Origin of the sequence: Nonomuraea sp. PA05 (genome assembly GCF_008086045.1) — a bacterium.
Classification (GTDB): Bacteria; Actinomycetota; Actinomycetes; order Streptosporangiales; family Streptosporangiaceae; genus Nonomuraea; species Nonomuraea monospora.
Map to the genome: position 1 here is coordinate 145,225 of NZ_VSEY01000021.1, position 24,522 is coordinate 169,746.

Consider the following 24,522-nt stretch of genomic DNA (forward strand, 5'->3'; position numbering starts at 1 on the left):
CGACAGTTCGGCCCCCGCTCACCGTTGCGCCAGACCACTTAGGCAGACCGTACCAGTTTGTCCTGTTTACGGTCACGATCGCGCCCGCACGCTCAGCGCGGCCACTCCGAACAGGATCACGTCCTTGTCCGTGACGATCGTCAGCCCGGGATCCACCCCGAGCTCAGCGCCGACCGTATCGACGTCCGTGCCGAACGTCATCTCCGCCACGCCGTTCGACGACCCGTCGAAGACGTTGGCCGGATCGCGGTCGCCGCCCGAGGAGGTCAGCGCGCCGGAGCCGAGCGAGACCTTGTCGCCCTTCAGGTCGGCGTCGCCCTCCCAGGTGACCAGCTCGACCCTGGCGGGCGAGGCGGCCGGGCTCAGCCCGCCCAGCGGCACCCGCACCCGCCGCGACTCGCCGCCGACGACGGTGGCCGTGTCGAGCACCACGGCCTGGCTGTACGGCTCCGCGGGATCGGTGACGATCAGCACGAGGCTCCATCCGGCATGGCGGGAGACCCCTTCCTTCATCGGGATGTCGGCCGCCCACCACGTGCCGTTCCTGCGCACGTCGCCGACGAGCGCGCTCACGTCGGCGAAGGCCTGGTAGACGGGCCCCAGCGGCAGCTCGCGCATCGTCACCTCGCCCGGCTGGACGGTGAGGTACTTGCGCCGGCCCGGTGGTCTGAGCTTGATCGGCCCAGGCTCGTCGTCGGCCGCCGACCAGTAGAGCCCCGCCCAGACGACCTCGCTGCCCTTCGGCAGGGACAGGTCGGCCCCGCTGGAGGAGGCCGTGTCGGGGCGTTCGTCCTGGTCGACCGGGGTCATCGGCCACAGGTCGTTGTCGCGCTGGGTGCCCTGCCTGCGCCTGGTCTCCGCGCAGCCCGCGCGCTCGGACGGGCAGCTCAGCAGCGTGTTGCCGATCGCCCGCACGGTCACCTTGCCGTCGGTGGCGAACCTGGCGGGCGCGCCCGCCGTCCGCACGCCCTCCTCGGCCCGCGCCCGCAGCCGCAGCGAGCCGGCGGCGATGCTGACGGCGGGCCCCGCGCCCTCCGGCGCCTCGTCGGCCACCAGCCCCCGCAGGAACACCGCCGTGCCCTGCCCCGCCTCCAGCGCCTGCCTGGCACACCTGGCGCCGCCGCTGACCGGGCGGCAGGCCCAGCCGTCGACCGTGCCGACGGGGGCGAGCAGAGCCGCGCTGTGGCCGCGCCGGGCGGGCGGGATGAGGGTCACGCCGTCGGGCAGGTCGACCTGGGCCGCCAGCTCCTCGCTGGGGCTCTCGCCGTAGTTGCGCAGGCGGATGCCGACGATGCCGGGCTGGGCGCGTACCAGGGAGCCGAGCGCGTCGATGGTGGCCCGCAGCCGCGCCTTGCCCGGCTTGGCCTTCTTGCTGGGCGGCACCTGCACCGGCCGCTCGCTCGGCACCGGCACCGGCACCGGGACCGGCGCCACCGACGCGGGCGGCTGCGCCACCGGCGTGATCACTGACGGTCTCACGATCGGCTTCTCGTCGGCGACCAGCAGCAACGAGGCCAGCACCGCCGCCGTCACCACCACCGTGCCGCCCGCCACGGCCACCTGCTGCTGCTTCGGCACCCGCCGCAGCCGCCCGAACAGCCGCAGCGCGCCGCCCGCGCCCGCGATGCCCGTCTTGCTCAGCGCCGCCGCGTAGCCGCCGAAGAGGGGGCCGGCGATCAGCGGCCCGACCATGACGCGCAGCCCGCGGTTGACATCCGTCAGCTCCAGCAGCACGCCGTGGCACTCCTCGCACGCGCTGACGTGCTCGTCCACCGCCTTGGAGTCGCGCCTGGCCAGCCCGCCCCGCACGTACGCGCCCATCTTGCCCAGCACGGGCCGGCAGTCGTGCTGCGGCGGGGACCCCAGGTGCATCTGCAGGTACGCCTGCCGCAGCCCCTCCCTGGCCCGGTACGCCAGTGCCGCCACGCCGTTGGCGGACAGGCCGAGCAGCGGCGCCACGTCGGCCGGCTTGGTGCGCTCGACCTCGGTGTGCCACAACACCGCGCGCCAGCGCTCGGGCAGCGAGAGATAAGCCCTGGCGATCAGCGACTTCTCCAGGCCGACCAGGGCTGGGTCGACGAACGGCACGCCGGGGTCGTACAGCTCGATCTCGCCCGTGGTCACCTGGCGGCTCTCCACCCTGGAGCGGTCGTAGACCGTGCGCCGCACCACGGTGAGCAGGTAGGTGCGGAAGCCCGAGTCGGGCCCGCCGCCCCTGCCCACCAGGTCGAGGATCTTCGTGAACGACTCCGCGACGACGTCCTCGACCTCGGCGCCCCGCACGAGCTGCCGGGCCAGCGCGCGCGCCGCGGTGACGTGGCGCTCGTAGAGCTCCCCGTATGCTGCGGCGTTGCCTTCTCTTACCGCCTGAAGCAGATCTGCATCGCTTTGCGGCGATTCGACACCCATAGTGACCTCACGATTACGCGGGGTTGCCCCGCGCAATCATTCCGCATTCCCCGTCATGACTAAACCGCGCGCACGTCTTTACTCCGGGGAGATCCGACGGAGGGGAACGGGATGGAGGCGAACGTGCTGTCGCGCTGGCGTCGCAGGAGCATGGCGGCCGGCTGGTCGCTGGCCGAGGACTGGTGGACGCCCGAGGTGGAGCTGATGGTCAAGGCGGTGTGCGGCGGCTGCGACCTGTCGCACGCGTGCTGGGCGCTCGGCTCGGCGCGCGCCACCGCCGGGGTCGGCGTCGCCGAGGGCATGAACGACCTGGCGGCGCTGTTCGCCGTGACGGGCGCGGGCGGGCCGCCGTTCGCCGCGCTGCGCTCGTTCGCGGCCGGCTGGGCCGAGCACAGCTTCGCGCCGCTCGGCGAGCTGTCCTGCGAGGACCCGCTGACGGGGCTCGTCACGGCGGCGTACCTGCGGACCAGGCTCGCGCAGCTCTACCGCGGCACGGCCAAGGGGACGTGCCTGGTGGCCGCCGAGCCGTCGGCGCCGCCGGAGGAGCTGGCGGAACGTCTCGCCGCTGCGCTCAACCTGGCCACCGCGCTGCGCAGGGCCTTCCCCGGCGACGAGACCCTCGCGCTGCTCGGGCCCGTCCGGGTGGGGGCCGTCACCCGGATGGACGACGGGCTGCCGGGCAAGGTCGCGCGGCTGCGCGACTCCCGGATCCTGTACGGGCGCAGGCCGCGGGTCAGGGTGCGGCCGTTGCCGAAGGCGTACGGGCAGGCTCTGGCGCTGATCAGGAGCATGGGCGCGTGACCGACCCGAAGCCGCTGATCGGAAGCGGGTGCGTGTGACCGGCCCGAGGCCGCGCGGGCGGCGGTCCTAAGCTTGGACGCATGACTGATCGCGACAACCTGCTGGCCGAGATCAAGAGCAAGGCCATCATCCACGGCAAGGTCACGCTCTCGTCGGGCAAGGAGGCCGACTACTACTTCGACCTGCGCCGCATCACGCTCGACGGCGTGGCCGCGCCGCTCGTCGGCAGCGTGATGCTCGACCTGACCGCCGACCTCGACTACGAGGCGGTCGGCGGGCTGACCATGGGCGCCGACCCGGTGGCGGTCGCGATGTTGCACGCGGCGGCGGCCCGTGGGCGGACGCTGGACGCGTTCGTGGTGCGCAAGACGCAGAAGGCGCACGGCATGCAGCGGCGCATCGAGGGGCCCGAGGTCAAGGGGCGGCGGGTGCTCGCCGTGGAGGACACCTCCACCACCGGAGGCTCGCCGCTGACCGCCGTGGAGGCGCTGCGGGAGGCCGGCGCCGTGGTGGTGGCCGTGGCCACGATCGTGGACCGGGGGGCCAGGGAGCGGGTCGAGAGCGAAGGCCTGGAGTACCGCACGGCCTACACCGTGGCGGACCTGGGGCTCTGACGGACAGCGGTCAGCCGGCGCGGACGGTGAAGGCCTCGCGTGCGCCGGCCCTGCCCTGGGCGCGGGGCGTGCCGTTCTCCGTGACGCGGACCGTGCCCGCGTCGCTCAGCACCACGTCCAGCTCGGGCTCGAAGTAGCGGACCTCCTCCCCCCGGCTCATCTCCCGGTGCTGCAGCACGTCGCCCCCCGGCACGCGGACCGTGACCAGGGGGCAGATCTCCGCGACGCACTCGATGCGCACGGTGGGGACCTGCGCGGTGGCCGCCGGACCGGTGGCCGTGCCGGAGGCGGGTGCGGCGGCGGGCTCGCGGTCGGGCGCCGGCGCGTCCAGGAGGTCGAGGAGCGCGCGACCGCCGATGACCAGGAGCGTCACGACGGCTCCCGCCGCCAGGACGGCGAGCGCTAATCGGGCGAGGCCCATCGGATCTGACCTGTGGCGTCCCACAAGGGGCAGCGTACCGTGCGATGATCCGCCGTCGCCGTGAGTGTGGACGGCCTGGGGAAAGCCCGGGTCAGAGCTGCCCGTCGAAGCTGGACGGACTGGAGGGGACGCGGTGGTGCTTGCCGCTGGGGATCGGGAGCGCCTTGGCGGCCCTGCGGTGCTTGACGGCCTCGACGATGATCGGGATCAGGGAGATGAAGACGATCAGGAAGACGCCCGGCAGGATGTAGCGGTCGATCTGCTTGGGATCGACCTGGCCGCCGAGGAAGTGGCCGAGCAGGATGAGGCCCTCGACCCAGACGACGCCGCCCACGACGTTCCACAGGAAGAAGCGCTTGGAGGTCATCTCCAGCACGCCCGCGACGGGATTCATGAACGTGCGGACGATGGGCACGAATCTGGCCAGAATGACGGCCTTGGCGGGACCGAACTTCTCGAAGAACACCTCGGCACGATCGACGTGCTCCCGCTTGAACAACCGCGAATCCGGTTTGTCGAAGAGTTTGCGGCCGAAACGCGCCCCGAGGAAATGCCCGAGTTGTGCGCCGGCGATCGCGCAGAGCGGAGTGCCGATCAGCAACACGGGGAACGACAGCGGCTCGATGCCCATTCCGCCGGCCACCGACGCCGAGCTGAAAATCCCCGCCGCCACCAGCAGTGAGTCGCCGGGCAGGAAGAACCCGAGCAGCAGACCCGTCTCGGCGAAGATGATCGCGAGAACGCCGACGGTGGCGAACGCGCCCAGAATCGTCAGCCACCACGTCGGGTCGAGGAGGTTCAAAAGCCAGTCCACGACGAGGAGCCTACCTGTAGCGGAGGGCGGGGAGATGACCAACAAGCACGCGTTGTCACTACCCGAGAGGGTAGGGAGCCGGAATACTGGGCCCTGGCGTGCAGCCGCAACTTCTCAGGGAGATGAATCATGCCTATTGCGACTCCGGAGATCTACGCTGAGATGCTCGACCGGGCCAAGGCCGGCGGGTTCGCCTATCCGGCGATCAACGTGACGTCCTCGCAGACGTTGCACGCCGCGTTGCGCGGCTTCGCCGAGGCCGAGAGCGACGGCATCGTGCAGGTCTCGACGGGTGGCGCGGAGTTCCTCTCGGGAGCGACGATCAAGGACATGGTCACGGGCGCGACAGCGCTGGCGGAGTACGCCAGGGTGGTGGCCGCCAAGTATCCCGTCACGGTGGCGCTGCACACCGACCACTGTCCGAAGGACAAGCTCGACGGCTTCATGCGGCCGCTGATCGACATCTCCCTGGAGCGGGTCTCGAAGGGCCTCGACCCGCTCTTCCAGTCGCACATGTGGGACGGCTCCGCCGTACCGCTGGACGAGAACCTGGAGATCGCCAAGGAGCTCCTGGAGAAGTGCGCCCGCGCGCGGATCATCATGGAGATGGAGATCGGCGTCGTCGGCGGCGAGGAGGACGGCGTCGTCGGCGAGATCAACGAGAAGCTCTACACGACGGCGGAAGACGCGCTGGCCACCGCCGAGGCGGTGGGCGTCGGCGACAAGGGCCGCTACATGCTGGCCGCCACGTTCGGCAACGTGCACGGCGTCTACAAGCCGGGCCACGTCAAGCTGCGCCCGAGCGTGCTGAAGGAGATCCAGGACGCGGTGGGCGCCAAGTACGGCAAGGAGAAGCCGTTCGACCTGGTCTTCCACGGCGGCTCCGGCTCGCTGCTGGAGGAGATCCAGGAAGCCATCTCCTACGGCGTCGTCAAGATGAACGTCGACACCGACACGCAGTACGCCTTCACCCGCCCGGTCGCCGAGCACATGTTCAAGAACTACGACGGCGTGCTCAAGATCGACGGCGACGTCGGCAACAAGAAGGCCTACGACCCCCGCTCGTACGGCAAGGCCGCCGAGGCGGGCATGGCGGCCCGCGTGCTGGAGGCGTGCCAGAGCCTCAAGAGCGCTGGGACGAAGATCTCCTAGCCAGTTCAGCGGCCCGGCGGGTATGACTTGTCCTATGGATAACCTTCTCGCCGGGCCGCCCCCGACTCACCTGCCGGACCTGCCCGAGGCCAGGGAGGCGCTGGAGTCGGGTGTCAAGGCCTCCGACGTGGCCGCCCGTTTCCCCGCCTACCCGGCGGCCTGGGCCGCTCTAGCGGAGGAGTACTTCGCTCAGGGGCACGCCGTGACCTCCTACGCCTTCGCCCGCACGGGTTACCACCGCGGGCTCGACGCGCTCCGCCGCAGCGGATGGAAGGGGCACGGTCCCATCCCGTGGGAGCACGAGCCGAACCGCGGGTTCCTGCGCTGCCTGTACGCCCTGGCCAGGGCGGCGCAGTCGATCGGCGAGAAGGACGAGGCCGAGCGGTGCCAGCAGTTCCTCAAGGACAGCACCGAGACGGGTTACGACGCGCTGACCAAGGGCTAGCCCTTGGGACGAATAGGCACGTTCGGGTAGTCTCTCTACGCAAGAGCCCCTGTCGCGCTTGCGCCAGGGGTTTTCGTTTTGTGCTCGGGAGACTGAACCATGCCGGCTGCCGTTCTCGTTGGTGCCCAGTGGGGCGATGAGGGCAAGGGCAAGGCCACCGACCTGCTCGGTGGCGACGTCGACTACGTCGTCCGCTATCAGGGGGGCAACAACGCTGGCCACACCGTGGTCATCGGTGATCAGAAATACGCACTGCACCTGCTCCCCACGGGGATCCTGTCGCCGGAGGTGGTGCCGGTCATCGGCAACGGCGTGGTGATCGACCCTGGCGTCCTGCTCGCCGAGATCGACGGGCTGGCCGAGCGGGGCATCTCCGCCGAACGGCTGCTGATCAGCGCGAACGCGCACCTGATCATGCCGCACCACAAAGCGCTGGACAAGGTCACCGAGCGCTACCTCGGCAAGGCAAAGATCGGCACGACGGGGCGCGGCATCGGGCCCGCCTACGGCGACAAGATCTACCGCATGGGCGTGCGCGTCCAGGATTTGCTCGACCCGGGGATCCTCGCCAAGAAGATCGAGGTCGCGCTGACCGAGAAGAACCAGCTGCTGACCAAGGTCTACAACCGGCGCGGCATCGACCCGGCCGCGGTGCTGGAGGAGTACCTCGCCTACGCCGAGCGGCTCAAGCCGCACATCGCCGACACCTCGCTGGTGTTGTCGAAGGCGCTGGACCAGGGCAAGTTCGTGCTGCTGGAGGGTGGTCAGGGCACGCTGCTCGACATCGACCACGGCACGTACCCGTTCGTCACGTCCTCCTCCCCCACGTCGGGCGGCGCGTGCGCGGGCGCCGGCATCCCGCCGAACCGGCTCACGAAGATCATCGGAATCCTGAAGGCGTACACCACGCGTGTCGGCTCAGGCCCGTTCCCGACCGAGCTGACGGACGAGATGGGCGACTGGCTGCGCACGACCGGCGGCGAGTACGGCGTCACGACCGGCCGCAACCGCCGCTGCGGCTGGTTCGACGCGGTGATCGCCCGGTACGCCAGCCGCATCAACGGCGTCACCGACTACTTCCTGACCAAGCTGGACGTGCTGTCCGGGCTGGAGCGGATCCCGGTGTGCGTGGCGTACGAGGTGGACGGGGTGCGGCACGACGAGATCCCCATGACGCAGACCGACTTCCACCACGCCAAGCCGATCTACGAGGAGTTCCCCGGCTGGCAGGAGGACATCACCAGCGCCAAGTCGTTCGAGGACCTGCCGCCGAACGCGCAGGCCTACGTGCGGACGCTGGAGGAGATGAGCGGCGCGCCGATCTCCGCGATCGGCGTGGGCCCGGGCCGCGACCAGACGATCGTGGTGCGCTCGCTGGTCTAGCCCGACGTCAGGACGGCCGCCGTCACCGGCGTGTGGAGGGTCCAGCCCAGGGTCGAGTACAACGCCTGACCCTGGGCGGTGGCCACCAGCACTCCCGTGCGGGCGCCCATCGAGGCGGCCGTGGCGGCGATCGTCCGCATGACGACCGTGCCGAGCCCGCGACGGCGGTGGCCGGCGGCCGTCTCGACCTGGTCCACGACGGCGGTCCTGCCCGCGACGGCGAACTGGCCGCGCGCGGCGACCTCGCCCGCGTCCGTCAGCAGGCGGGCCGCCGTGACGCCCGCCCTGGTGGTGACGGCCAGATGGTAGCCCGGCGGCGGCTGTACGGTGCCGCGCGTGAGCGTGGCCGTCATCATGAACTCCGGGTCCTGGACGGCCCAGGGCGAGGCCAGCAGCGGGGCGACGGCCTCGGCGGGGGCGCACAGCTTGAGCCAGGTTCCCGGAGCGGTGATCGTGCCGATGAGGCGGCGGAGGGTGTCCGGGGTCGGGGCGGCCACGATGTGCCTGGCCACGTGGCCGGGCAGGCCGACGTCCACGCGCAGGCCCCAGGGCTCGGCCACGGGTTGGGGGGCGTTGCGGGAGATGACCCACCCCTCTACCCATGCCCGAACTGTCGGGATATGGGCACCTTTGAGGACCTCCGTCATAGAGAACAGCCTATTGTCTACCCGGAACGCCATGACCGGGCGTAGCAGGATAAAAAGGACACGGCGTGGCACCTCCCTGACACGCCTCGTGCCAGGTAGGGTCCCGGTTGTGCGCGTTGAGATTCATGGTCACCGGGGGGCTCGCGGCCTCTGGCCGGAGAACACCCTGCCCGGGATGAGCCGCACGATGGAGCTGGGCGTGCATGCGCTCGAGTTCGACGTGGCGCTCACCGCCGACCGCCGCCTCGTGCTCACGCACGATCTCACGGTCTCCGCGGTCACCAGCGCCGACCGGCGTCCGCTGCATGCCGGCGACCCGCTGTACCCGTACGTCGGCAAGCCCGTCAACTCGCTCTCCCTGAGCCAGCTCCGCACGCTCGACGTGGGCGTGCGGCTGCCGCGGCACCCCGACGACCCGTTCGCGCTGACGCAGGTCGCGATGCCGGAGACGCGCATGCCGACACTCGGCGCGGTGCTCGGGCTGGCGGGCGCCTACGACGCCGAGAACGTGCGGATGCACGTCGAGCTGAAGTCCGACCCGACGCGTCCCGCGCTGACGGCCGACCCCGAGCTGTTCACCGAGATGGTGGTCGAGGAGCTCGACCGGCACGGCAGGCTCGGCAACGCCGCCATCCTCAGCTTCGACTGGCGGATCATCGCGCACGCCGCCAAGATCGCCCCGGGCACGCGGCGCTTCGCGCTGATCGAGCTCGACACCCTGCACTGGAACGAGGGCACCGTCAACGGCGGCGACGTGCCGGCCGCCGCGCGCGACGCCGGAGCGACCACGCTCTCGCCCGAGCACGTCATGGTGGACGAGACGCTGATGGCGCAGGCCGCCGCCGCCGGGCTCGACGTGGCCGTCTGGACCGTCAACGACCAGGCCCTGGGCGCCAGGATGCTGGATCTGGGGGTGGCCGGGATCGTCACCGACTACCCCGACCGGATGCGGGAGCTGTGGCGGGAGCGGGGCCTGGAGCTGCCCGAGCCGGTCGGCCCGCTCAAGCCTGTGGGTGTCTAGAGCCAGCCGTTGCGGCGGAACCCGCGGTGCAGCAGCACGCAGGCCGTGACCATCACGGCCAGCACCGCCGGATAGCCCCAGACGGCCTTGGTCTCCGGCATGAAGTCGAAGTTCATGCCGTAGATCCCGGCGATCATCGTGGGCACGGCCAGGATGGCGACCCACGAGGAGATCTTCCGCATGTCCTCGTTGGCCAGGGCGTTCGAGCGGGCCAGTGCGGCCTGCAGTATCGAGCTGCACAGCTCGTTGGAGGACTCGACCTGCTCGCACACGCGTGACAGGTGGTCGCCGACGTCGCGGAAGTAGTCGCGCATCTCCGAGGGGATGACGCGGCGCTGGGGCAGCGCGGCCATCGGCGACTGCAACGGGGTGATGGCCCGCTTCATCTCCAGCATCTCGCGCTTGAGCTGGTAGATGCGGTTGATGTCGCGGGAGCTGACGTCCGCGAAGACCGTCGCCTCGACCTCCTCCAGTTCGAGCTGCATCAGGTCGGCCACCTGGAGGTACTGGTCGACCACGTGGTCGGAGATGGCGTGCAGGACGCCGGCCGGGCCGCGGTTCATCAGCTTCGGCTTGTCCTCCAGGCGCTCGCGCACCCCCGCGAGCGAACAGTGCTCGCCATGGCGGACGGTCACCACGAAGTCGGCGCCGAGGAAGACCATGATCTCGCCGGTGGCGATGATCTCGCTGGTGGCGGTCAGCTCGTCGTGGTCGAGGTAGGCGATGGTCTTGAGCACCATGAACAGCGACTCGCCGTACCGCTCGACCTTGGGCCGCTGGTGGGCCTTGACGGCGTCCTCGACGGCCAGCGGGTGCAGGCCGAAGACCTCGGAGAGCCACTCCACCTCGGGCGCGGCCGGCTCGTGCAGGCCCACCCAGACGAACGCCCGGGCGCCGTCGGTGCTCTTGTTGTGCGCGCGGACGAGGTCGAGCGCCTCGACGATGCCAGGGGCGACGACCTTCCTGCCCTGGACGTAGGCGCCGAACTCGACTATCGAAGCGACCGGCGGCACGCAGACCTCACGCACAGGCTGCTTCGGGAGCGAGTGCGGGACACGCGACGGCACGGGGTGACGGTTGATGCGACGGAAAAGGGTGGACGAGCGCATGGCAGTCCCTCTCCGCCCGACCAGGGACGCTCCACGCGCGATGAAGTCACCTCAATCAACACAGATATGGCGTGGAGGCACGATCAGGCTGCCGGATTGGAGCGGTCGGGGGTACGTGGGCCGTACGTGCGGAAGCACGTACTGCTGGGATCACCAGGATTCATCCCGGACCACCTCCAATCACACGAGACGCCATAAAGCCGCCCTAAGTTACCACAGGCGGGTGAACCTATCCGACGATACTCGTCAGGAGGGCGTCGGCTCAGGTAGAACTCCACAAAGTTCCTTGCCTATTCCGGCATTTGGTGTCCTGGCGACCTGCGCCTGTGCCAGGCGGCGGGCCTGCGACAATGGACCGCGTGCGCGTTCTAGTCATTGGTTCCGGAGGGCGTGAGCACGCCCTGTGCCGTTCACTCAGCCTCGATCCCCAGGTCAGCGAGCTCCACTGTGCGCCAGGCAACCCTGGCATCGCGCAGGTCGCGACCGTACACGCCGTCGATCCGCTCGACCCAGGGGAGGTCGCCGCGCTGGCCGGGCGGCTGCGGGTCGATCTCGTGGTGGTCGGGCCCGAGGCGCCGCTCGTGGCGGGGGTGAGCGACGCGGTGCGCGAGGCGGGCTTCGCCTGCTTCGGGCCCTCCCGCGACGCGGCCATGATCGAGGGCTCCAAGTCGTTCGCCAAGGAGATCATGAAGGCGGCCGACGTGCCCACCGCGCGGTCCAGGACGTGCGCCACCGAGCAGGAGGCCGCGGCGGCGCTCGACGAGTTCGGGGCCCCGTACGTGGTCAAGGACGACGGGCTGGCCGCGGGCAAGGGCGTGGTCGTCACCGAGGACAGGGACAAGGCGCTCGCGCACGCGCTGGCGTGCGAGCGGGTGGTGATCGAGGAGTACCTCGACGGTCCCGAGGTGTCGCTGTTCGCCCTGTGCGACGGGAGCACGGCGGTGCCGCTGCAGCTCGCCCAGGACTTCAAGCGCGCCTACGACGGCGACGCGGGCCCCAACACCGGCGGCATGGGCGCCTACACGCCGCTGCCGTGGGCGCCCGAGGGGCTGACCGAGCAGGTCATGCGGGAGGTCGTGCACCCGACGATCGGCGAGCTGTCGCGGCGCGGGCTGCCGTTCCAGGGGGTGCTGTTCGTCGGGCTGGCGCTGACCTCGAAGGGGCCGAAGGTCGTCGAGTTCAACGCACGCTTCGGCGACCCGGAGACGCAGGTGCTGCTCGACCGGCTGGAGACGCCGCTCGGCGGGCTGCTGATGGCGTCGGCGACCGGTGAGCTGGGGCTCGACCCGGTCTTCAAGGACGGCGCCGCGGTGGCCGTGGTCGTCGCGGCGGAGAACTACCCGGAGGCGCCGGTCAAGGGCGACGCGATCACGGGGCTTGAGCCGACGGAGAGCGCGTACGTGCTGCACGCCGGCACGGCGCTCGACGGCGGCACTCTCGTCTCCAGCGGCGGGCGGGTGCTCACCGTCGTCGGCCACGGCCCCGACCAGGAGAGCGCGCGCCGTGCGGCCTACGAGCTGGCCGGCCGGATCACGATGCGCGGCTCCTTCCACAGAACGGACATCGCCCGATGAGGCATCTGCACTCCGGCAAGGTACGCGACCTCTACCAGACCGACGAGGGCCTGCTGCTGATGGTCGCCTCCGACCGCCTGTCGGCCTTCGACTACGTCCTGGAGCCCGACATCCCCGACAAGGGCGCCATCCTCACACAGATGTCGCTGTGGTGGTTCGACCAGCTCAAGGACGTCGTGCCCAACCACGTGGTGGCGCCGGGCGACGAGCCGCGCAGCGTGTTGTGCAGGCCGCTGAAGATGGTCCAGGTCGAGTGCGTGGCCAGGGGATATCTGGCCGGCGGCGGGCTGAACGAATACCGCGCCGACGGCACGGTGTCCGGCGTGCGGCTGCCGGAAGGGCTGGAGGACGGGTCGCGGCTGCCCGAGCCGATCTTCACACCGTCCACCAAGGCGCCCATGGGGCAGCACGACGAGCCGATCTCGTACGAGCAGGTGGAGGCGGAGGTCGGCGCGGAGCTCGCGGCGGAGCTGCGGCGGATCACGCTGGCCGTCTACACGCGCGGCGCGGAGATCGCCCGCGAGCGGGGCATCATCCTGGCCGACACCAAGATCGAGCTGGGCTGGAGCTCCGAGGGCGTGCTGACGCTGGGCGACGAGGTGCTGACCCCCGACTCCTCCCGCTTCTGGCCGGCCGACGAATGGAAGCCGGGAAGGTCGCAACCTTCTTTTGACAAGCAATTTGTACGCGATTGGCTACTATCGCCCGAATCCGGATGGGACAAAGCCTCAGGAAACCCACCACCTCGGCTTCCTGACGACGTCGTCGAGCGCACACGGCAGCGATACCTAGAAGCGTATGAGCGCGTCACGGGGTCTTCCTTTAGCGGATGATTCGGCTGGGTCATGTGGTGTGAGCGACTACTGTTGGCCCGATCGAGCCCTCACCGCTGAATTCAAGGAGCCGCACGAATGGTCCGTTACCGCGTGCGCGGTGGCAACGCACTGCGTGGAACCGCGTTCATTCAGGGCGCGAAGAACGCCGTGCTGCCCATGATCGGTGCGGCCCTGCTCGCCCCGAAGGGCCGCACGGTCCTGCGCAATGTGCCGATCATCGAAGACGTCCGCCGCGCGGTCGAGCTGGCCGAGGCGATCGGCGCCTACGTCGAGCTGCACGAGTCCGAGCGCACGCTGGTCATCGACGCCTCCCGGGTGAACAGCCCCGTCCTGCCCGCCGAGATCGCCAGGCGGTTCCGCGGGTCGGTGCTGTTCACCCCGGCGCTGCTGCACCGCCTCGGCGAGGCGGTCGTCGAAGGGGTCGGCGGCTGCAACCTCGGCAGCCGCAACCTCGACTTCCACTACCTCGGCTACAAACGGCTGGGCGCGATCGTCGACGAGGGCGAGACCGTCATCCACGTCAAGGCGGCCGGGCTGACCGGGGCCACGCTCTACCTCGACACCCCCTCGCACACCGGCACCGAGAACCTCATCATGGCCGCCGCCCTGGCCAAGGGCACCACCGTGATCGAGAACGCGGCGCTGGAGCCCGAGGTGCTCGACGTCATCGACATGCTCACCAAAATGGGCGCGCGCATCAGCGGCGGCGGCACCGGGTTCATCACCGTCGAGGGCGTCGAGGAGCTGCACGCCGTCGAGCACACCGTGATGCCCGACCGCCTCGACGCCGGCGTCTTCGCGATGGCGGCGGCACTCACCGGGGGCGAGGTCAGCCTGGTGGGCACCGGCCTCGACCTGGGGGTGGTCCGCTACAAGCTGGAGCAGATGGGGGTCGAGTTCCACCGCCAGGGCGCCGTCCTGCACGTCCGTTGCGACGGCCCGCTGCGTCCGATCAACATCATCACCGACACCTACCCCGGCTTCGCCACCGACCTGCAGTCGCCGATGATGACCGTCGCCGCGCTGGCCGAGGGCACCAGCTACATCCACGAGCGCATCTTCGACGGCCGGTTCGCGCTGGCCGGCGAGCTGAACAAGATGGGCGCGAACGTCGAGGTCGACGGCAGCCGGGCGGTCGTGCGCGGGCGCACGCCGCTGAAGGGCGCCGAGGTGACGGCGCACGACCTGCGCTCCGGCATCGCGCTGGTGCTGGCCGGGCTGGCGGCCGAAGGGGAGACCGTGATCGACTCCGGTTACCTGATCGACCGCGGCCACGCGCATCTCGCCGCGCGAATGCGCGCTCTCGGGGCGGACATTACACGAGAGATTTCCGAGCGCTAAAAAACGCGAGAAATACCTCCTTGAGCTGCTAAAACATGTTGTCGGGCGGTCAACCAGAACGGCTTTCCGGAAAAGTCGGGCGTGACATTACGGCCCCCGCGAGCGATCGTTCCAAAAGAGAGCACTGCAACGGACGGCAGGATGGGACGAACATTGGTCGAGAGGGCCGAAGAAACTCCCCGAGTGTCACGCCCGGGCGCTATGACACCGGACCTCACCATCGGCGTGGTCGGACCCCACGACCTGGTCGAGCGAGTCATGCTGATGGGTCACGCCGCGGCACCACTTCCGTGTCGCCTGGTCGCCGCCGCGTACCGCGACGAGCAGGAGGCGCCCGACAAGGTGACGAGGCTCGGTCCCGGTGTCGACGCGTGCCTGTTCGCCAGCCCGGTCCCCTATGACCTGGCCAGGCGTTCCGGCGTGCTGACGATGCCCGCGACGTACGTGCAACTCGGCGGAGCAGCATTGGTGGCGGCGCTGGCGAAAGCGGCGCTGGACACCCGCATGGACCCGCAACGGGTCAGCATCGACGTGGTCAGCAGGGCCGATGTCGAGGAGGCCTACACCGACCTCGGCATCCCCGCGGCGGACGTGCACAGCCGCGACGAGCCGGGCGCCACCGGCACGATCGCGGCCTACCACGAACGCCTGGCCCGGCAGGGCGCCACGACGGGAGCGCTGACGTGCCTGCCGGCGGTGGCCGAACGCCTGCACACCGCGGGCGTGCCGGTCATCAGGATCAGGCCGACCTCCGCGGCGGTCCGCACGGCGCTGCACACCGCGGCGCTGCTCGGTGCACACCACCGGCTGGAGGAGTCGCAGCTCACCGTGGTGCTGGTGGAGGTGCCGACGCTGCGTGAGCCCGTACGCCGCGCCGCGCCCCGCTACTGGCGCGACGAGCTGCGGCTGTCGCTGCACCGGCTCCTGGTCCAGGAGGCGAACAGGATCAACGCCACCGTCTGGCCGATCGACGATCACAGCTACCTGGTGACAGCGACCAGGGGCTCGATCGCGGCGGCCACCGACGGGTTCAGAGTGTTGCCGTTCGCCGCCAGGATCAGGGACGAGCTGGGGCTGGCGGTCGAGGTCGGTGTGGGCATGGGGCGCACGACGCACGACGCCGAGTCGCACGCCAGGGCCGCGCTGGCCCGTACACAGGCGGGCAAACAGGCACAGGGCTTCGCGGTGGACCGCGAGGGGCGGGCGCTCATCCCGGCCCCGCGGATGCCGCCGACCGGGGCCACCGCACTGAAGCCGAAGGGGGTGGAGGTGCTGGCGAGGCTGGCGGCCAAGCTCGAAGGCGGCGACACCGTGGTCGACGCCGAGGGCGCCGGCAAGATGCTGGGGGTCACGCCTCGTACGGCCCGGCGGTTGCTGCGCACGTTGGTTGACGAGGGACTCGCGTGGCCGCTTCCGCCGAACCGTACTCCGCAACCCGGCAGGCCACGCCAGCTCTACCGGCTGATCGTGGAGAAACTCGGTCCGCGCTGAGCCGGCCACCATGGAGCGGGCCCGCCACAAGCGGGTCCGCCCCTTCGCATGCCCTGCACATTGACGGCAGGTGTCAGCTTCGCGAACTTGCGGCTTGACTCTTGTGAACTAATTGGTTGGCCCGTGTAGAAGGGGGTATGTTCTCCGACGCCCCCGATCGACGAGATTCGGACGGGGGCACCAAATCCCTCCCCCGCCGCGGCGCGTCGTCGTTGTCGGGCGATTGCGATGACTTACAGCCGATTTCGAGCGGCCGGCTCGTTCGGTGGTAGTGATCTGGCGGGTTTCGGGCTGACTTGTGGGCATAACGGGGCCGGAAAGACGGTTGTACGGCGCTGTGGGGGCGCTGGAGCGCCGTTCACGCTCCGGTCAACACGCACAGACGGCGCCGGAGATCGGTGCCGTGAGCGCGTCCACCGGGCGACGTGTGACGCCTGAGGCGGTCTCGACGGGAAAGCCCTCCCGCGCCCAGTACTCGAAGCCGCCGATCATCTCCTTGACCCGGTAACCCAGCTTGGCGAACTCCAGCGCGGCACGGGTGGCGCCGTTGCAGCCGGGGCCCCAGCAGTACGTGACGACCGTCGCGTCCTTGGCCACCATCGCCTCGGCACTGGCGGCGATCTCGCGGGTCGGCAGGTGCACGGCGCCCTCGATGTGGCCCTGATCCCAGCTCTCGTGGCTGCGCGAGTCGACGACGACCAGGCCGGGGGTGCCGGCGGCCAGGTCGGCGGCGACGTCGGAGACGTCGGTCTCGAAGGACAGGCGGGCGGCGAAGTGGGCGATGGCGGACTCGTTCTGCATGCCTCGATCCTGCCGTTCGCGCTGGTGACGCCACCAGTGGCACGAAAGCCGCCTATCGCTAATATCCCGCCACAGTCCGAAGTCTGATACTCGCGGGCTTTTGTCGGTATTGCCCTGTAAGTTCATGAGTCATGAGCGCGAACACCCCTGACAGCCGCCGGACCCTGATGGTCTGGGGCGCCCTGGCGATCGTCTACGTGGTGTGGGGCTCGACCTACCTCGGCATCAAGATCGCCATCGAGACCATGCCGCCGCTGTTCCACGGCTCCCTCCGGTTCGTCTCCGCCGCCCTGCTGCTCGCCGCCTTCCTGCTCGTCACCAAACGGCTGGCGCCCTTCAGGATGACGCTCAAGCAACTCGCCGGCGCCGCCCTCGTCGGGCTGCTGCTGCTCACCGGCGGCAACGGCATGGTCGCCGTCGCCGAGCAGCACATCTCCAGCGGCCTCGCCGCGCTGCTCGTCGCCTCCGTGCCGCTGTGGCTGGTCGTGCTCAGGCTCGCGTTCAGGGACCGGCCCGCGCTGCTGACGCTCGTCGGCGTGCTGGTCGGGTTCGGCGGGGTGGCCGCGCTGTCGCTGAACGGCGGTGGCGAGAGCGCCGGCACGACCGGGATCGTGGTGATCCTGCTCGGGTCCGTGTCGTGGTCGCTCGGCTCGTTCCTGTCGTCGCGCATCCCGATGCCGCCCAACGTGTGGACCGCCAGCGCCGTCGAGATGCTCGCCGGCGGCGTCGGGCTGGCCGTCGTCAGCGCCTCCGTCGGGGAACGGCTCGACGTGGCGGCCATCTCCGGGCGGTCGTGGGCGGCGCTGGCGTACCTGATCCTGGTGGGGTCGCTCGTCGGGTTCACCGCCTACACGTGGCTGCTCGGCAACGCGCCCATCTCGCTCGTCTCGACGTACGCCTACGTCAACCCGATCGTGGCCGTCATCCTGGGCGTGCTCGTCGTGAACGAGCACGTCACCCTGCAGATCGTGCTCGGCGGCCTGGTGATCCTGGTCGGCGTCGCCCTGGTCGTCTCCACGGAGCGGCGCGCCAGAGCCAGGGCCGTGCCGGAACCCGAAAAGGTCACCGCCTGAACCTGCGCCGCCGGAGGGCCGTACCTCCCGTGGGAGGTGCCGCCGGATGTGGTCGTACCGGGTGGGTGTCGTGGTCGTGGCGTTGCTGCCGGGAGTTCTCGTGGCCGGTGCGCCCGCGGGCGCGCACGGCGCACTGGAGGACCCGCTCAGCCGGGCCGCCGCCTGCGGCTCAGAAGGGCCCGCGCGAACCGTCCGGTCCGCTGCCTGCCGGGCCGCGGTGCGGGCCGGCGGGGGTGTGCTGCCGCGGGGCTGGGACGAGGTGCGGGTCGCGGACGTGGGCGGGCGGGATCGGCGGGTGATCCCCGACGGGAAGCTGTGCAGCGGTGGGCTGGACGCGTTCAAGGGGCTCGACCTGGCTCGGGACGACTGGCCCGCCACCACTGTGCGGGCCGGGGCGCGGTTCGTCTTCAAGTACCGCGGCACCATTGCGCGCCGGGGGACGTTCCGGATGTTCGTCACCAAGAAGGGGTATCGGCCGGGGAAGCCGTTGAGGTGGGGCGATCTTGAGGGGGAGCCGTTTCTTGAGGCTCGGGATCCTGCGTTCAGGGATGGGAGTTATCGGATCTCGGGGCGGCTTCCTGCGCGGAGTGGGCGGCATCTGATCTACACGATCTGGCGGAACTCCGACACTCCGGATACCTACTACTCGTGCTCGGATGTGGTCTTCCGGCGGGCTGGCGCCTCCGGTGGGGCCGCCGCCGTGGGGGCGCCGGTCGTCGCGGCCGCGGCGGGTGGGGGCAGGGACGCGAGCTGGCTCGTCGGGGGCGCGACCGTGCTGGCCGGAGGCGCCGGGATCACCGGCCTCCTCATCGCCCGGCGACGCCGCGCGCGGTAGACGGGGGTCGCGGGCGCAACGCGGAGGCGGGCGCGTGGCGGACGCGGCGCGATGGCGGGTGCGGCGGGAAGGCGGGTTCAGGTGAGGGCGGCGGTGGCGGTCTTGAGGTCGTGCAGTGACTGGCGGGCGAGGGCGGCGAAGCCCTGGTCGTTGGCCGGGTCGACCCACCGCGTGTAGGCGTTGCGGAGGGCGAGGCAGCCGACCTCCGCCGCCAGGCTCGCGGCCGGGTCGGGGACGCCGCGTTCGCGCAACGCGTCCGCCATGGACGCGGTGAGCGCGGCCATCTTGAGCAGTTCGCGCTCCCGCAGGTCGTCATGGCTGACGACGATGGCCTGGCGTTGACGGGCCCAGCCGTGCCGTTCGGTGTTGAAGACGCTCGCCAGCGCCTCCAGCCCCGCGCCGAGCGCCTCGATCGGCGTAGCTTCGGCGGGGGCGCTCGCGATGGCGTCGGCGAAGAGGCGGTTGAGCACGTCCTGGCCGCCGAAGAGCACTTCCCGCTTGTCGCTGAAGTGCCGGAAGAAGCTGCTCTTGGCCAGCCCCGCCCGCTCGGCGATCTCCGCCGCGGTGGTGCTGTCGTAGCCGCGCTCGACGAACAGCTCCAGTGCCGCCCGTTCCAGGCGTTCGCGTGCGTTCGGCTCCCATCGTGCCATGGTCGGATTCTAGCGCGATGAGACTCGGTCCCGTCGCATGCTACGGTGATAAGACCAAGTCCCATCACTGAGGGCCTAGGAGGCTTCCCCATGCGTGTTCTCGTCACCGGAGCCAGCGGCCACATCGGCTCCGCCGTCGTCCCCGAGCTGCTCTCCGCCGGTCACGAGGTCGTCGGCCTCGCCCGTTCCGAGGCTTCCGCCGCAGCGCTGGAGGCGCTCGGCGCCGAGGTCAGGCGCGGCGACCTCGACGACCTCGACGGCCTGCGCGAGGCCGCCTCCGCCGCCGACGGCGTCATCCACCTCGCGTTCGAGCACGACGCCATGATGGCCGGCGACTTCGGCACCGCCGTCGAGGCCGACCTGGCGGCGCTGCGGGCGTTCCGTGAGGCGCTCGCCGGCACCGGCAAGCCGTTCGTCGGCACGGCGGGGACGGCGGTGCTGGCGCACCCGTCAGGACGCACCGGCACCGAGGAGCACGTGCTGCCCTCCGGCGCCGGGCTGCACGCCAGGATCGGCGCCGAGAACTACGCGATCGAGCTGGCCGCGAGCGACATCAGGGCCTCGGTCGTCCGGCTTCCCCCGACCGTGCACAGCGAGCTGGACCGCGGCGGCTTCATCCCGCTGATCATCGCCGCCGCGCGGGCCGCCGGCGTGTCCGGTTACCTGGGTGACGGCGCCAACCGCTGGCCCGCCGTCCACACCCGCGATGCCGCCCGCGTCTACCGGCTGGCCCTGGAGCAGGCGCCCGCGGCAGCGCGGCTGCACGCCGTGGGCGACGAGGGCGTGCCGTTCCTGAAGATCGCCGAGGTCATCGGCCGCCGCCTGGACGTGCCCGTCGCCGCCATCCCGTCCGACCAGGCCGAGGCCCACTTCGGCTTCCTCGCGGGCATCGTGCCGCTCGACAACCCGGCCTCCAGCGAGCGCACCCGGCGCCTGCTGGGCTGGCAGCCGGCCCACCCCGGCCTCCTCGCCGACCTCGACCTGGGCCACTACTTCGCCTGAACCCGACCTGGGCCACTACCTCGCCTGACCTTGACCTGGGCCGCTACTTCGAGTGAAGGAACTCCCCCGCCGCGGCGAGGAACGCGTCGTTCGCCTCCGGCGTGCCGATCGACACCCGCACGCCCTCCTCCCCGTACGGTCGCACCGCCACGCCCTGCGACGCGCAGTCCTCGGCGAAGACGGGGGTGCGCGCACCGAGGCGCAGCCAGACGAAGTTCGCCTCGGTGGGCGGCACCGTCCAGCCCTGCGCGATGAGCGCCTCCCGCACCCGCGTGCGCTCCTTGACCACCGCTTCGACGCGCTCCTGCAGCTCGTCCTCGGCCCGCAGCGAGGCGATGGCGGCGATCTGGGCGAGATGGTTGACCGCGAACGGGATGACCGTCTTGCGGACGGCCGTCGCCACCGGCTCGGGCGCGATCAGGTAGCCGACCCGCAGGCCGGCCAGCCCGTACGCCTTGGAGAAGGTGCGCAGGACGGCGACGTTCGGCCGCTCGCGGTAGAGCGTGAGGCCGTCGGGGACGTCCTCGTCGCGCACGTACTCGCGGTAGGCCTCGTCCAGCACCACCAGCACGTCCTCGGGCACCCGGTCGAGGAACGACTCCAGCGCGCCCCGGCGGATGGCGGTGCCCGTCGGGTTGTTCGGGTTGCACACGAAGATCATGCTGGTTCTGTCGGTGACCGCCTCGGCCATGGCGTCCAGGTCGTGGTCCTCGCCCGCCAGCGGCACCATCACGGACTTCACCCCGGCCAGGTCGGCCAGCAGCGGGTACGCCTCGAACGACCGCCACGCGTACACGACCTCGACGCCCGGCTCCCCCACCGACTCGAAGAGCTGCTGCGCCACCGTCACGGACCCGGGGCCGAGCGCGACGTGCTCGGCCGGCACGTCGAAGCGCTCCGCGATGGCCTCGGTCAGCTTGACGGAGCCAGGGTCGGGGTAGCGGTTGACCTGCCGCGCGCCCTCGGCGATGGCCTCGACCACGGAAGGCAGCGGGTCGTACGGGGATTCGTTGGAGGACAGCTTGTACGAACGCCCGTCGGGGGCGGCGACGGCCTTGCCCGGCTTGTAGGCGGCCATGGTGTCCAGGATGTGGCGGAAACGAGGCATGGCATCACTTTAGATGAGGCGTCACCCTGTGCCCGCTGCCTGCCTGCGCTTTCCCAGTGCCGCCGCGACCAGCCTGGCGGCCTTGTCGGCGGCGGCGTGGCCGCGCTGCGGGCTCTGCATCGTGACGGTCACCGAGACGTTCGCCACCACGAAAGCGATCTTGGTGGTGGTGACCGGGGAGCCCTGCCACATCGGACCCGTGTGGCTGAACGCGTCGTCGCCGACCGCCGGGCCCTGGCGGACCTTGGTGCCGGGGGTGCGTTTGGGTTCGTCCCGCATGAACTTCAGGGTCTGCTGGTGCATCATGGCGGCCGTTGACGCGTTCGGGGCGCGGTAGGCCATCACTGACAGGGTTTGGTAGTCGCCGCCGCGCCAGGTGCAGCTCGCCTCCACCAGCCATTGGCGTTTGGCCGAGTGGGCGAAGAGGGAGCGGACCTGGGCGTTCGTCAGCAGGTCGCAGGCTTCGAACTCGCCGATCAGGGCGGGTGGTGGTTTCGAGGGTGTGGGGGTGGCCGGGCGAGGGGTGGGGGTGGAGGTGTTCCGCGGGGTCAGGGCGTAGCCGATGAGGCGGATGGCGTTCGGATAGATCTGCGGGATGACCACGACGAGTGCGGCGGCCGTCAGGGTGAGGGCGAGGGCGGTGGCGAGGATGACCTTGGAGCGGCGGTGACGGAGGCGCGACGGGATGGTCGGTGCCGGTCCGGAGGCCAGGCCGGGCGGATGGGGGGTTCGGGTGCTTGGGGCACCGGTCAGGGATTGAGCCAAGGGCCGGCCCTCGCCGGGAGGTGCGGCGGCGCCCTGTGCGATGGTGGCCAGCCAGGCGCTCGCCTGTTCCGGGGAGCAGCGCCGTCCCGGGTCCTTGTCCAGGATCGCGGCCAGCACCGGCCCGAGCGGCCCCGCCAGCCGGAACGGGGCAGGCTCCTGCATCAGCACCGCCGCCAGCGCTGCCGCCTCGTTGTGCCGCGAGAACGGCGGGGCGCCTTCCACCGCCGTGAACAGCGTGGCGCCGAGCGACCACAGGTCGGCGGGCGGCCCGTCTGTCTCGCCGCGCAGCCGCTCGGGGGCGATGTAGCCGGGCGAGCCGCTCAGCAGCCCCGTCTGGGTGAGCGCGACGTCGCCCGCGATGGTGGCGATGCCGAAGTCGGTCAGCAGGACGCGGCCGTCGTCGGTGAGCATCACGTTCGCGGGCTTGACGTCGCGGTGCAGGATGCCCGACGCGTGGGCGGCCGACAGCGCCTCGATCATCCGCAGGCCGATCCCGGCGACCCGGCCCGGCGGCAGGGGGCCTTCGTCGCGTACCACCCGGTCGAGGGAGCGGCCCCGGACGAGCTCCATGACGATCCAGGGGCGTCCGTCGTCGAGCACCACGTCGTGCACGGTCACGATGGAGGGGTGGTCACGCAGCGCCGCCGCGGCCCGCGCCTCGCGCAGCGTGCGGTCCACCAGCTCGGTGTGCTCGGCCTCGCCGAGGTTCGGCGGGAGCTTGACCTCCTTGATCGCCACTTCCTGGCGGAGCAGCTCGTCCATGGCCCGCCAGACGGTGCCCATGCCGCCCTGCCCCAGCTCCGTCAGCAGCCGGTAGCGGCCCGCGAGCAGCGTCACCGCGCCGCCGCCGTCGCGATCAACCGTCGTCTCCTTGCCGCCGGGGGGTTCGGGCAGTTCCGATCCTAGAGCGCACCAGCGACATGCGTCACTGATTCATCACCTTTTGTCACCTGGCTGGGGCTTCGGCCCTCAACACGTGCTCCGCGCGGCTCCTGATCAGAAGGATCTGAGGGGTGGAGGCGCTGGGATGGGTGTAGGTGACGGCTGCGGGGAGGTGAATGGCCGGGCGTTCACGGTGGGGCGGCAGGCCGATTCCGGTCACCGCGGCGAGCAACGCCGTCACGGCGATGGCGGTGAGGAGCAGGAGAAGAAGCGCGGGCATGCGACGGCCATGCGGGCGGATGATGTCGGAGCAAGTCATGCCGTTTCCCGTGATCGGCGGAATCGTCCTCCGTGATTCGACGGTGAAGGCGACTTGGATGGCGCCGTTCTATCCGGCCCCGCGCACCAGGAACTCCTGCGCGGACTTCCGGAAGCCGGCCACCAGCGGATCCCGATCACCCTCGCGCCCCACGACCACCACCTGGCAAGGCTCGACGCCCTCGATGGGCACGGTGACCAGATCGTCCCGCAACGTGACACGCCGGTCGCCGGCCGGCACGACGGCGATGGCCCGCCCCTCGGCGACGAGTTCGAGCTTGTCCTCGAACGTCTCGACGACCAGGGCCAGCGGCGCGGGATGCCCGTCGCCCCGGGGTTCGAGCCGCCAGAAGTGCGCCCACGACGGGGCGACACCGGCACACGCCACCAGCGGATCGCCCTCGAAGTCGTCCGGGCTGACCGACTCCTTCCCCGCGAGGCGGTGGCCGGCGGGCACGAGCAGGACCCGGGGCTCGTCGTACAGGACGGTCGCGCTCAGGCCGTCGTCCGGGATGGGCAGCGGCGTCCGGGCGACGAGCACGTCCACCTGGCCGTCGAGCAGGGCACGGCCCTCGTCCCAGTCGAGGTGGCGGGTGCGGACGTGGGCGTCGGGGTGGCGGCGGCGCAGGTCGCGTACCGCCGGGGTGATGACGAGATCCTCAAGGTAGCCGATGGTGATCGTGCGCGGCGGCGCCGCGGCTCGCGCGGTGAGAGCCGCCTGGTGGGCGGCGTGCAGCAGTGCCTGCGCCTTCGGCAGGAACGCCGCGCCGGCCGCGGTGAGACGACTGCCCTGGGAGGTGCGTTCGAGCAGGCGGACCCCGAGCACGTCCTCCAGCCGCTGGATCTGACGGCTCAGGTGAGGCTGCGCGAGATGCAGCGCGGCGGCCGCGCGGGCGAAGTTGAGATGCTCGGCGACGACCGTGAAGTATCGGACCAGCCGCAGATCGAGGTCCGCGCCGGAGTCGGCCGGCGAGGGAAACTCCACGATTTCGGACACGTTCTTACTCTACTCGTCATACGGATTCTGCAT

General features: G+C 70.8%; 24 protein-coding genes. 13 read left to right on the forward strand and 11 right to left on the reverse strand.

The window, feature by feature from the left end; genetic code table 11:
* Positions 1-72 precede the first annotated feature (72 nt).
* Positions 73-2,409 (reverse strand): sigma-70 family RNA polymerase sigma factor, encoded by a 2,337-nt coding sequence (locus FXF51_RS61060; RefSeq protein ID WP_187414663.1) that lies wholly within the window; start codon positions 2,407-2,409, stop codon positions 73-75.
* Between the two features lie 111 nt (positions 2,410-2,520).
* Between FXF51_RS61060 and FXF51_RS31015 the strand changes: the two genes are divergently transcribed.
* Positions 2,521-3,210, forward strand: a complete 690-nt coding sequence (locus tag FXF51_RS31015; RefSeq protein WP_148438229.1) for a hypothetical protein — start codon at positions 2,521-2,523, stop codon at positions 3,208-3,210.
* A gap of 80 nt (positions 3,211-3,290) precedes the next feature.
* Positions 3,291-3,824 carry an orotate phosphoribosyltransferase gene (gene pyrE / locus FXF51_RS31020; RefSeq protein WP_148438230.1) on the forward strand — a complete coding sequence of 178 codons (534 nt, stop codon included), beginning with the start codon at positions 3,291-3,293 and terminating at the stop codon, positions 3,822-3,824.
* 10 nt (positions 3,825-3,834) lie between these two features.
* Here the strand turns inward: pyrE and FXF51_RS31025 are convergent, their stop codons facing one another.
* Entirely contained in the window at positions 3,835-4,269 is a 435-nt protein-coding gene (locus FXF51_RS31025; RefSeq protein ID WP_148438231.1) for a hypothetical protein, read from the reverse strand.
* A 67-nt stretch (positions 4,270-4,336) separates the two neighbouring features.
* Entirely contained in the window at positions 4,337-5,059 is a 723-nt protein-coding gene (locus FXF51_RS31030; protein ID WP_262379947.1) for a DedA family protein, read from the reverse strand.
* A gap of 129 nt (positions 5,060-5,188) precedes the next feature.
* Here FXF51_RS31030 and fbaA point away from each other — a divergent pair, with 129 nt between their 5' ends.
* The 3 genes from fbaA (at position 5,189) to FXF51_RS31045 (ending at position 8,039) form a co-directional block, all read left to right on the forward strand.
* The gene (fbaA, locus tag FXF51_RS31035) at positions 5,189-6,211 is read left to right on the forward strand and encodes a class II fructose-bisphosphate aldolase (protein WP_148438232.1); all 1,023 of its coding nucleotides are present in this window, start codon (positions 5,189-5,191) and stop codon (positions 6,209-6,211) included.
* 34 nt (positions 6,212-6,245) lie between these two features.
* Positions 6,246-6,656 carry a DUF3151 domain-containing protein gene (locus FXF51_RS31040; protein WP_222871541.1) on the forward strand — a complete coding sequence of 137 codons (411 nt, stop codon included), beginning with the start codon at positions 6,246-6,248 and terminating at the stop codon, positions 6,654-6,656.
* Between the two features lie 99 nt (positions 6,657-6,755).
* Positions 6,756-8,039 carry an adenylosuccinate synthase gene (locus tag FXF51_RS31045; RefSeq protein ID WP_148438234.1) on the forward strand — a complete coding sequence of 428 codons (1,284 nt, stop codon included), beginning with the start codon at positions 6,756-6,758 and terminating at the stop codon, positions 8,037-8,039.
* On the opposite strand, the gene FXF51_RS31050 is transcribed toward FXF51_RS31045, so the two are convergent.
* Complete coding sequence (locus tag FXF51_RS31050; protein WP_262379948.1) at positions 8,036-8,599, reverse strand: GNAT family N-acetyltransferase; 564 nt, start codon at positions 8,597-8,599, stop codon at positions 8,036-8,038. The two genes, FXF51_RS31045 and FXF51_RS31050, sit on opposite strands and share 4 nt — an antisense overlap.
* A 196-nt stretch (positions 8,600-8,795) precedes the next feature.
* Here FXF51_RS31050 and FXF51_RS31055 point away from each other — a divergent pair, with 196 nt between their 5' ends.
* Positions 8,796-9,707, forward strand: coding sequence for a glycerophosphodiester phosphodiesterase family protein (locus tag FXF51_RS31055; RefSeq protein WP_262379949.1), 912 nt, complete (start codon positions 8,796-8,798; stop codon positions 9,705-9,707).
* On the opposite strand, the gene corA is transcribed toward FXF51_RS31055, so the two are convergent.
* A complete protein-coding gene (corA, locus tag FXF51_RS31060) occupies positions 9,704-10,774 on the reverse strand; it encodes a magnesium/cobalt transporter CorA (protein ID WP_262379950.1) in 1,071 nt (356 codons plus the stop codon). The genes FXF51_RS31055 and corA overlap by 4 nt on opposite strands.
* 401 nt (positions 10,775-11,175) lie before the next feature.
* Here corA and purD point away from each other — a divergent pair, with 401 nt between their 5' ends.
* The 4 genes from purD to FXF51_RS31080 all read left to right on the forward strand — a co-directional run bounded on the left by purD (position 11,176) and on the right by FXF51_RS31080 (position 16,058).
* Positions 11,176-12,390, forward strand: a complete 1,215-nt coding sequence (purD, locus tag FXF51_RS31065) for a phosphoribosylamine--glycine ligase (protein ID WP_148438237.1) — start codon at positions 11,176-11,178, stop codon at positions 12,388-12,390.
* The gene (locus tag FXF51_RS31070) at positions 12,387-13,223 is read left to right on the forward strand and encodes a phosphoribosylaminoimidazolesuccinocarboxamide synthase (protein WP_148438238.1); all 837 of its coding nucleotides are present in this window, start codon (positions 12,387-12,389) and stop codon (positions 13,221-13,223) included. The genes purD and FXF51_RS31070 overlap by 4 nt, the downstream gene beginning before the upstream one ends.
* A gap of 78 nt (positions 13,224-13,301) precedes the next feature.
* Positions 13,302-14,567, forward strand: a complete 1,266-nt coding sequence (gene murA, locus FXF51_RS31075) for a UDP-N-acetylglucosamine 1-carboxyvinyltransferase (RefSeq protein ID WP_148438239.1) — start codon at positions 13,302-13,304, stop codon at positions 14,565-14,567.
* Positions 14,568-14,768: 201 nt separating this feature from the next.
* Positions 14,769-16,058 carry a GTP cyclohydrolase IIa gene (locus FXF51_RS31080; RefSeq protein ID WP_148438240.1) on the forward strand — a complete coding sequence of 430 codons (1,290 nt, stop codon included), beginning with the start codon at positions 14,769-14,771 and terminating at the stop codon, positions 16,056-16,058.
* Positions 16,059-16,427: 369 nt separating this feature from the next.
* Here FXF51_RS31080 and FXF51_RS31085 read toward each other — a convergent pair whose 3' ends face one another.
* Entirely contained in the window at positions 16,428-16,859 is a 432-nt protein-coding gene (locus FXF51_RS31085) for a rhodanese-like domain-containing protein (RefSeq protein WP_148438241.1), read from the reverse strand.
* Between the two features lie 131 nt (positions 16,860-16,990).
* On the opposite strand from FXF51_RS31085, the gene FXF51_RS31090 reads away from it, so the two are divergent.
* Entirely contained in the window at positions 16,991-17,932 is a 942-nt protein-coding gene (locus FXF51_RS31090; protein WP_262379951.1) for an EamA family transporter, read from the forward strand.
* 46 nt (positions 17,933-17,978) lie between these two features.
* Positions 17,979-18,767, forward strand: coding sequence for a lytic polysaccharide monooxygenase (locus FXF51_RS31095; RefSeq protein WP_148438242.1), 789 nt, complete (start codon positions 17,979-17,981; stop codon positions 18,765-18,767).
* A gap of 77 nt (positions 18,768-18,844) precedes the next feature.
* Here the strand turns inward: FXF51_RS31095 and FXF51_RS31100 are convergent, their stop codons facing one another.
* Entirely contained in the window at positions 18,845-19,417 is a 573-nt protein-coding gene (locus FXF51_RS31100; RefSeq protein WP_148438243.1) for a TetR/AcrR family transcriptional regulator, read from the reverse strand.
* Positions 19,418-19,507: 90 nt separating this feature from the next.
* On the opposite strand from FXF51_RS31100, the gene FXF51_RS31105 reads away from it, so the two are divergent.
* Entirely contained in the window at positions 19,508-20,419 is a 912-nt protein-coding gene (locus FXF51_RS31105) for an SDR family oxidoreductase (protein WP_148438244.1), read from the forward strand.
* A 43-nt stretch (positions 20,420-20,462) separates the two neighbouring features.
* On the opposite strand, the gene hisC is transcribed toward FXF51_RS31105, so the two are convergent.
* The 4 genes from hisC to FXF51_RS31125 all read right to left on the reverse strand — a co-directional run bounded on the left by hisC (position 20,463) and on the right by FXF51_RS31125 (position 24,489).
* Positions 20,463-21,527 carry a histidinol-phosphate transaminase gene (gene hisC / locus FXF51_RS31110; protein WP_187414664.1) on the reverse strand — a complete coding sequence of 355 codons (1,065 nt, stop codon included), beginning with the start codon at positions 21,525-21,527 and terminating at the stop codon, positions 20,463-20,465.
* A 21-nt stretch (positions 21,528-21,548) separates the two neighbouring features.
* The gene (locus FXF51_RS31115) at positions 21,549-23,129 is read right to left on the reverse strand and encodes a serine/threonine-protein kinase (RefSeq protein WP_148438245.1); all 1,581 of its coding nucleotides are present in this window, start codon (positions 23,127-23,129) and stop codon (positions 21,549-21,551) included.
* A 109-nt stretch (positions 23,130-23,238) separates the two neighbouring features.
* Positions 23,239-23,454 (reverse strand): hypothetical protein, encoded by a 216-nt coding sequence (locus FXF51_RS31120; RefSeq protein WP_148438246.1) that lies wholly within the window; start codon positions 23,452-23,454, stop codon positions 23,239-23,241.
* Positions 23,455-23,562: 108 nt separating this feature from the next.
* The gene (locus FXF51_RS31125; RefSeq protein WP_262379952.1) at positions 23,563-24,489 is read right to left on the reverse strand and encodes a LysR family transcriptional regulator; all 927 of its coding nucleotides are present in this window, start codon (positions 24,487-24,489) and stop codon (positions 23,563-23,565) included.
* Positions 24,490-24,522: the final 33 nt, after the last annotated feature.

Coding starts and splice junctions, on each gene's coding strand:
- FXF51_RS61060 (WP_187414663.1), bottom strand. CDS start 2,409: ATGGGTGTCGAATCGCCGCAAAGCGATGCAGATCTGCTTCAGGCGGTA.
- FXF51_RS31015 (WP_148438229.1), top strand. CDS start 2,521: ATGGAGGCGAACGTGCTGTCGCGCTGGCGTCGCAGGAGCATGGCGGCC.
- pyrE (WP_148438230.1), top strand. CDS start 3,291: ATGACTGATCGCGACAACCTGCTGGCCGAGATCAAGAGCAAGGCCATC.
- fbaA (WP_148438232.1), top strand. CDS start 5,189: ATGCCTATTGCGACTCCGGAGATCTACGCTGAGATGCTCGACCGGGCC.
- FXF51_RS31040 (WP_222871541.1), top strand. CDS start 6,246: ATGGATAACCTTCTCGCCGGGCCGCCCCCGACTCACCTGCCGGACCTG.
- FXF51_RS31045 (WP_148438234.1), top strand. CDS start 6,756: ATGCCGGCTGCCGTTCTCGTTGGTGCCCAGTGGGGCGATGAGGGCAAG.
- FXF51_RS31070 (WP_148438238.1), top strand. CDS start 12,387: ATGAGGCATCTGCACTCCGGCAAGGTACGCGACCTCTACCAGACCGAC.
- murA (WP_148438239.1), top strand. CDS start 13,302: ATGGTCCGTTACCGCGTGCGCGGTGGCAACGCACTGCGTGGAACCGCG.
- FXF51_RS31080 (WP_148438240.1), top strand. CDS start 14,769: ATGACACCGGACCTCACCATCGGCGTGGTCGGACCCCACGACCTGGTC.
- FXF51_RS31085 (WP_148438241.1), bottom strand. CDS start 16,859: ATGCAGAACGAGTCCGCCATCGCCCACTTCGCCGCCCGCCTGTCCTTC.
- FXF51_RS31090 (WP_262379951.1), top strand. CDS start 16,991: ATGAGCGCGAACACCCCTGACAGCCGCCGGACCCTGATGGTCTGGGGC.
- FXF51_RS31095 (WP_148438242.1), top strand. CDS start 17,979: ATGTGGTCGTACCGGGTGGGTGTCGTGGTCGTGGCGTTGCTGCCGGGA.
- FXF51_RS31100 (WP_148438243.1), bottom strand. CDS start 19,417: ATGGCACGATGGGAGCCGAACGCACGCGAACGCCTGGAACGGGCGGCA.
- FXF51_RS31105 (WP_148438244.1), top strand. CDS start 19,508: ATGCGTGTTCTCGTCACCGGAGCCAGCGGCCACATCGGCTCCGCCGTC.
- hisC (WP_187414664.1), bottom strand. CDS start 21,527: ATGCCTCGTTTCCGCCACATCCTGGACACCATGGCCGCCTACAAGCCG.
- FXF51_RS31120 (WP_148438246.1), bottom strand. CDS start 23,454: ATGCCCGCGCTTCTTCTCCTGCTCCTCACCGCCATCGCCGTGACGGCG.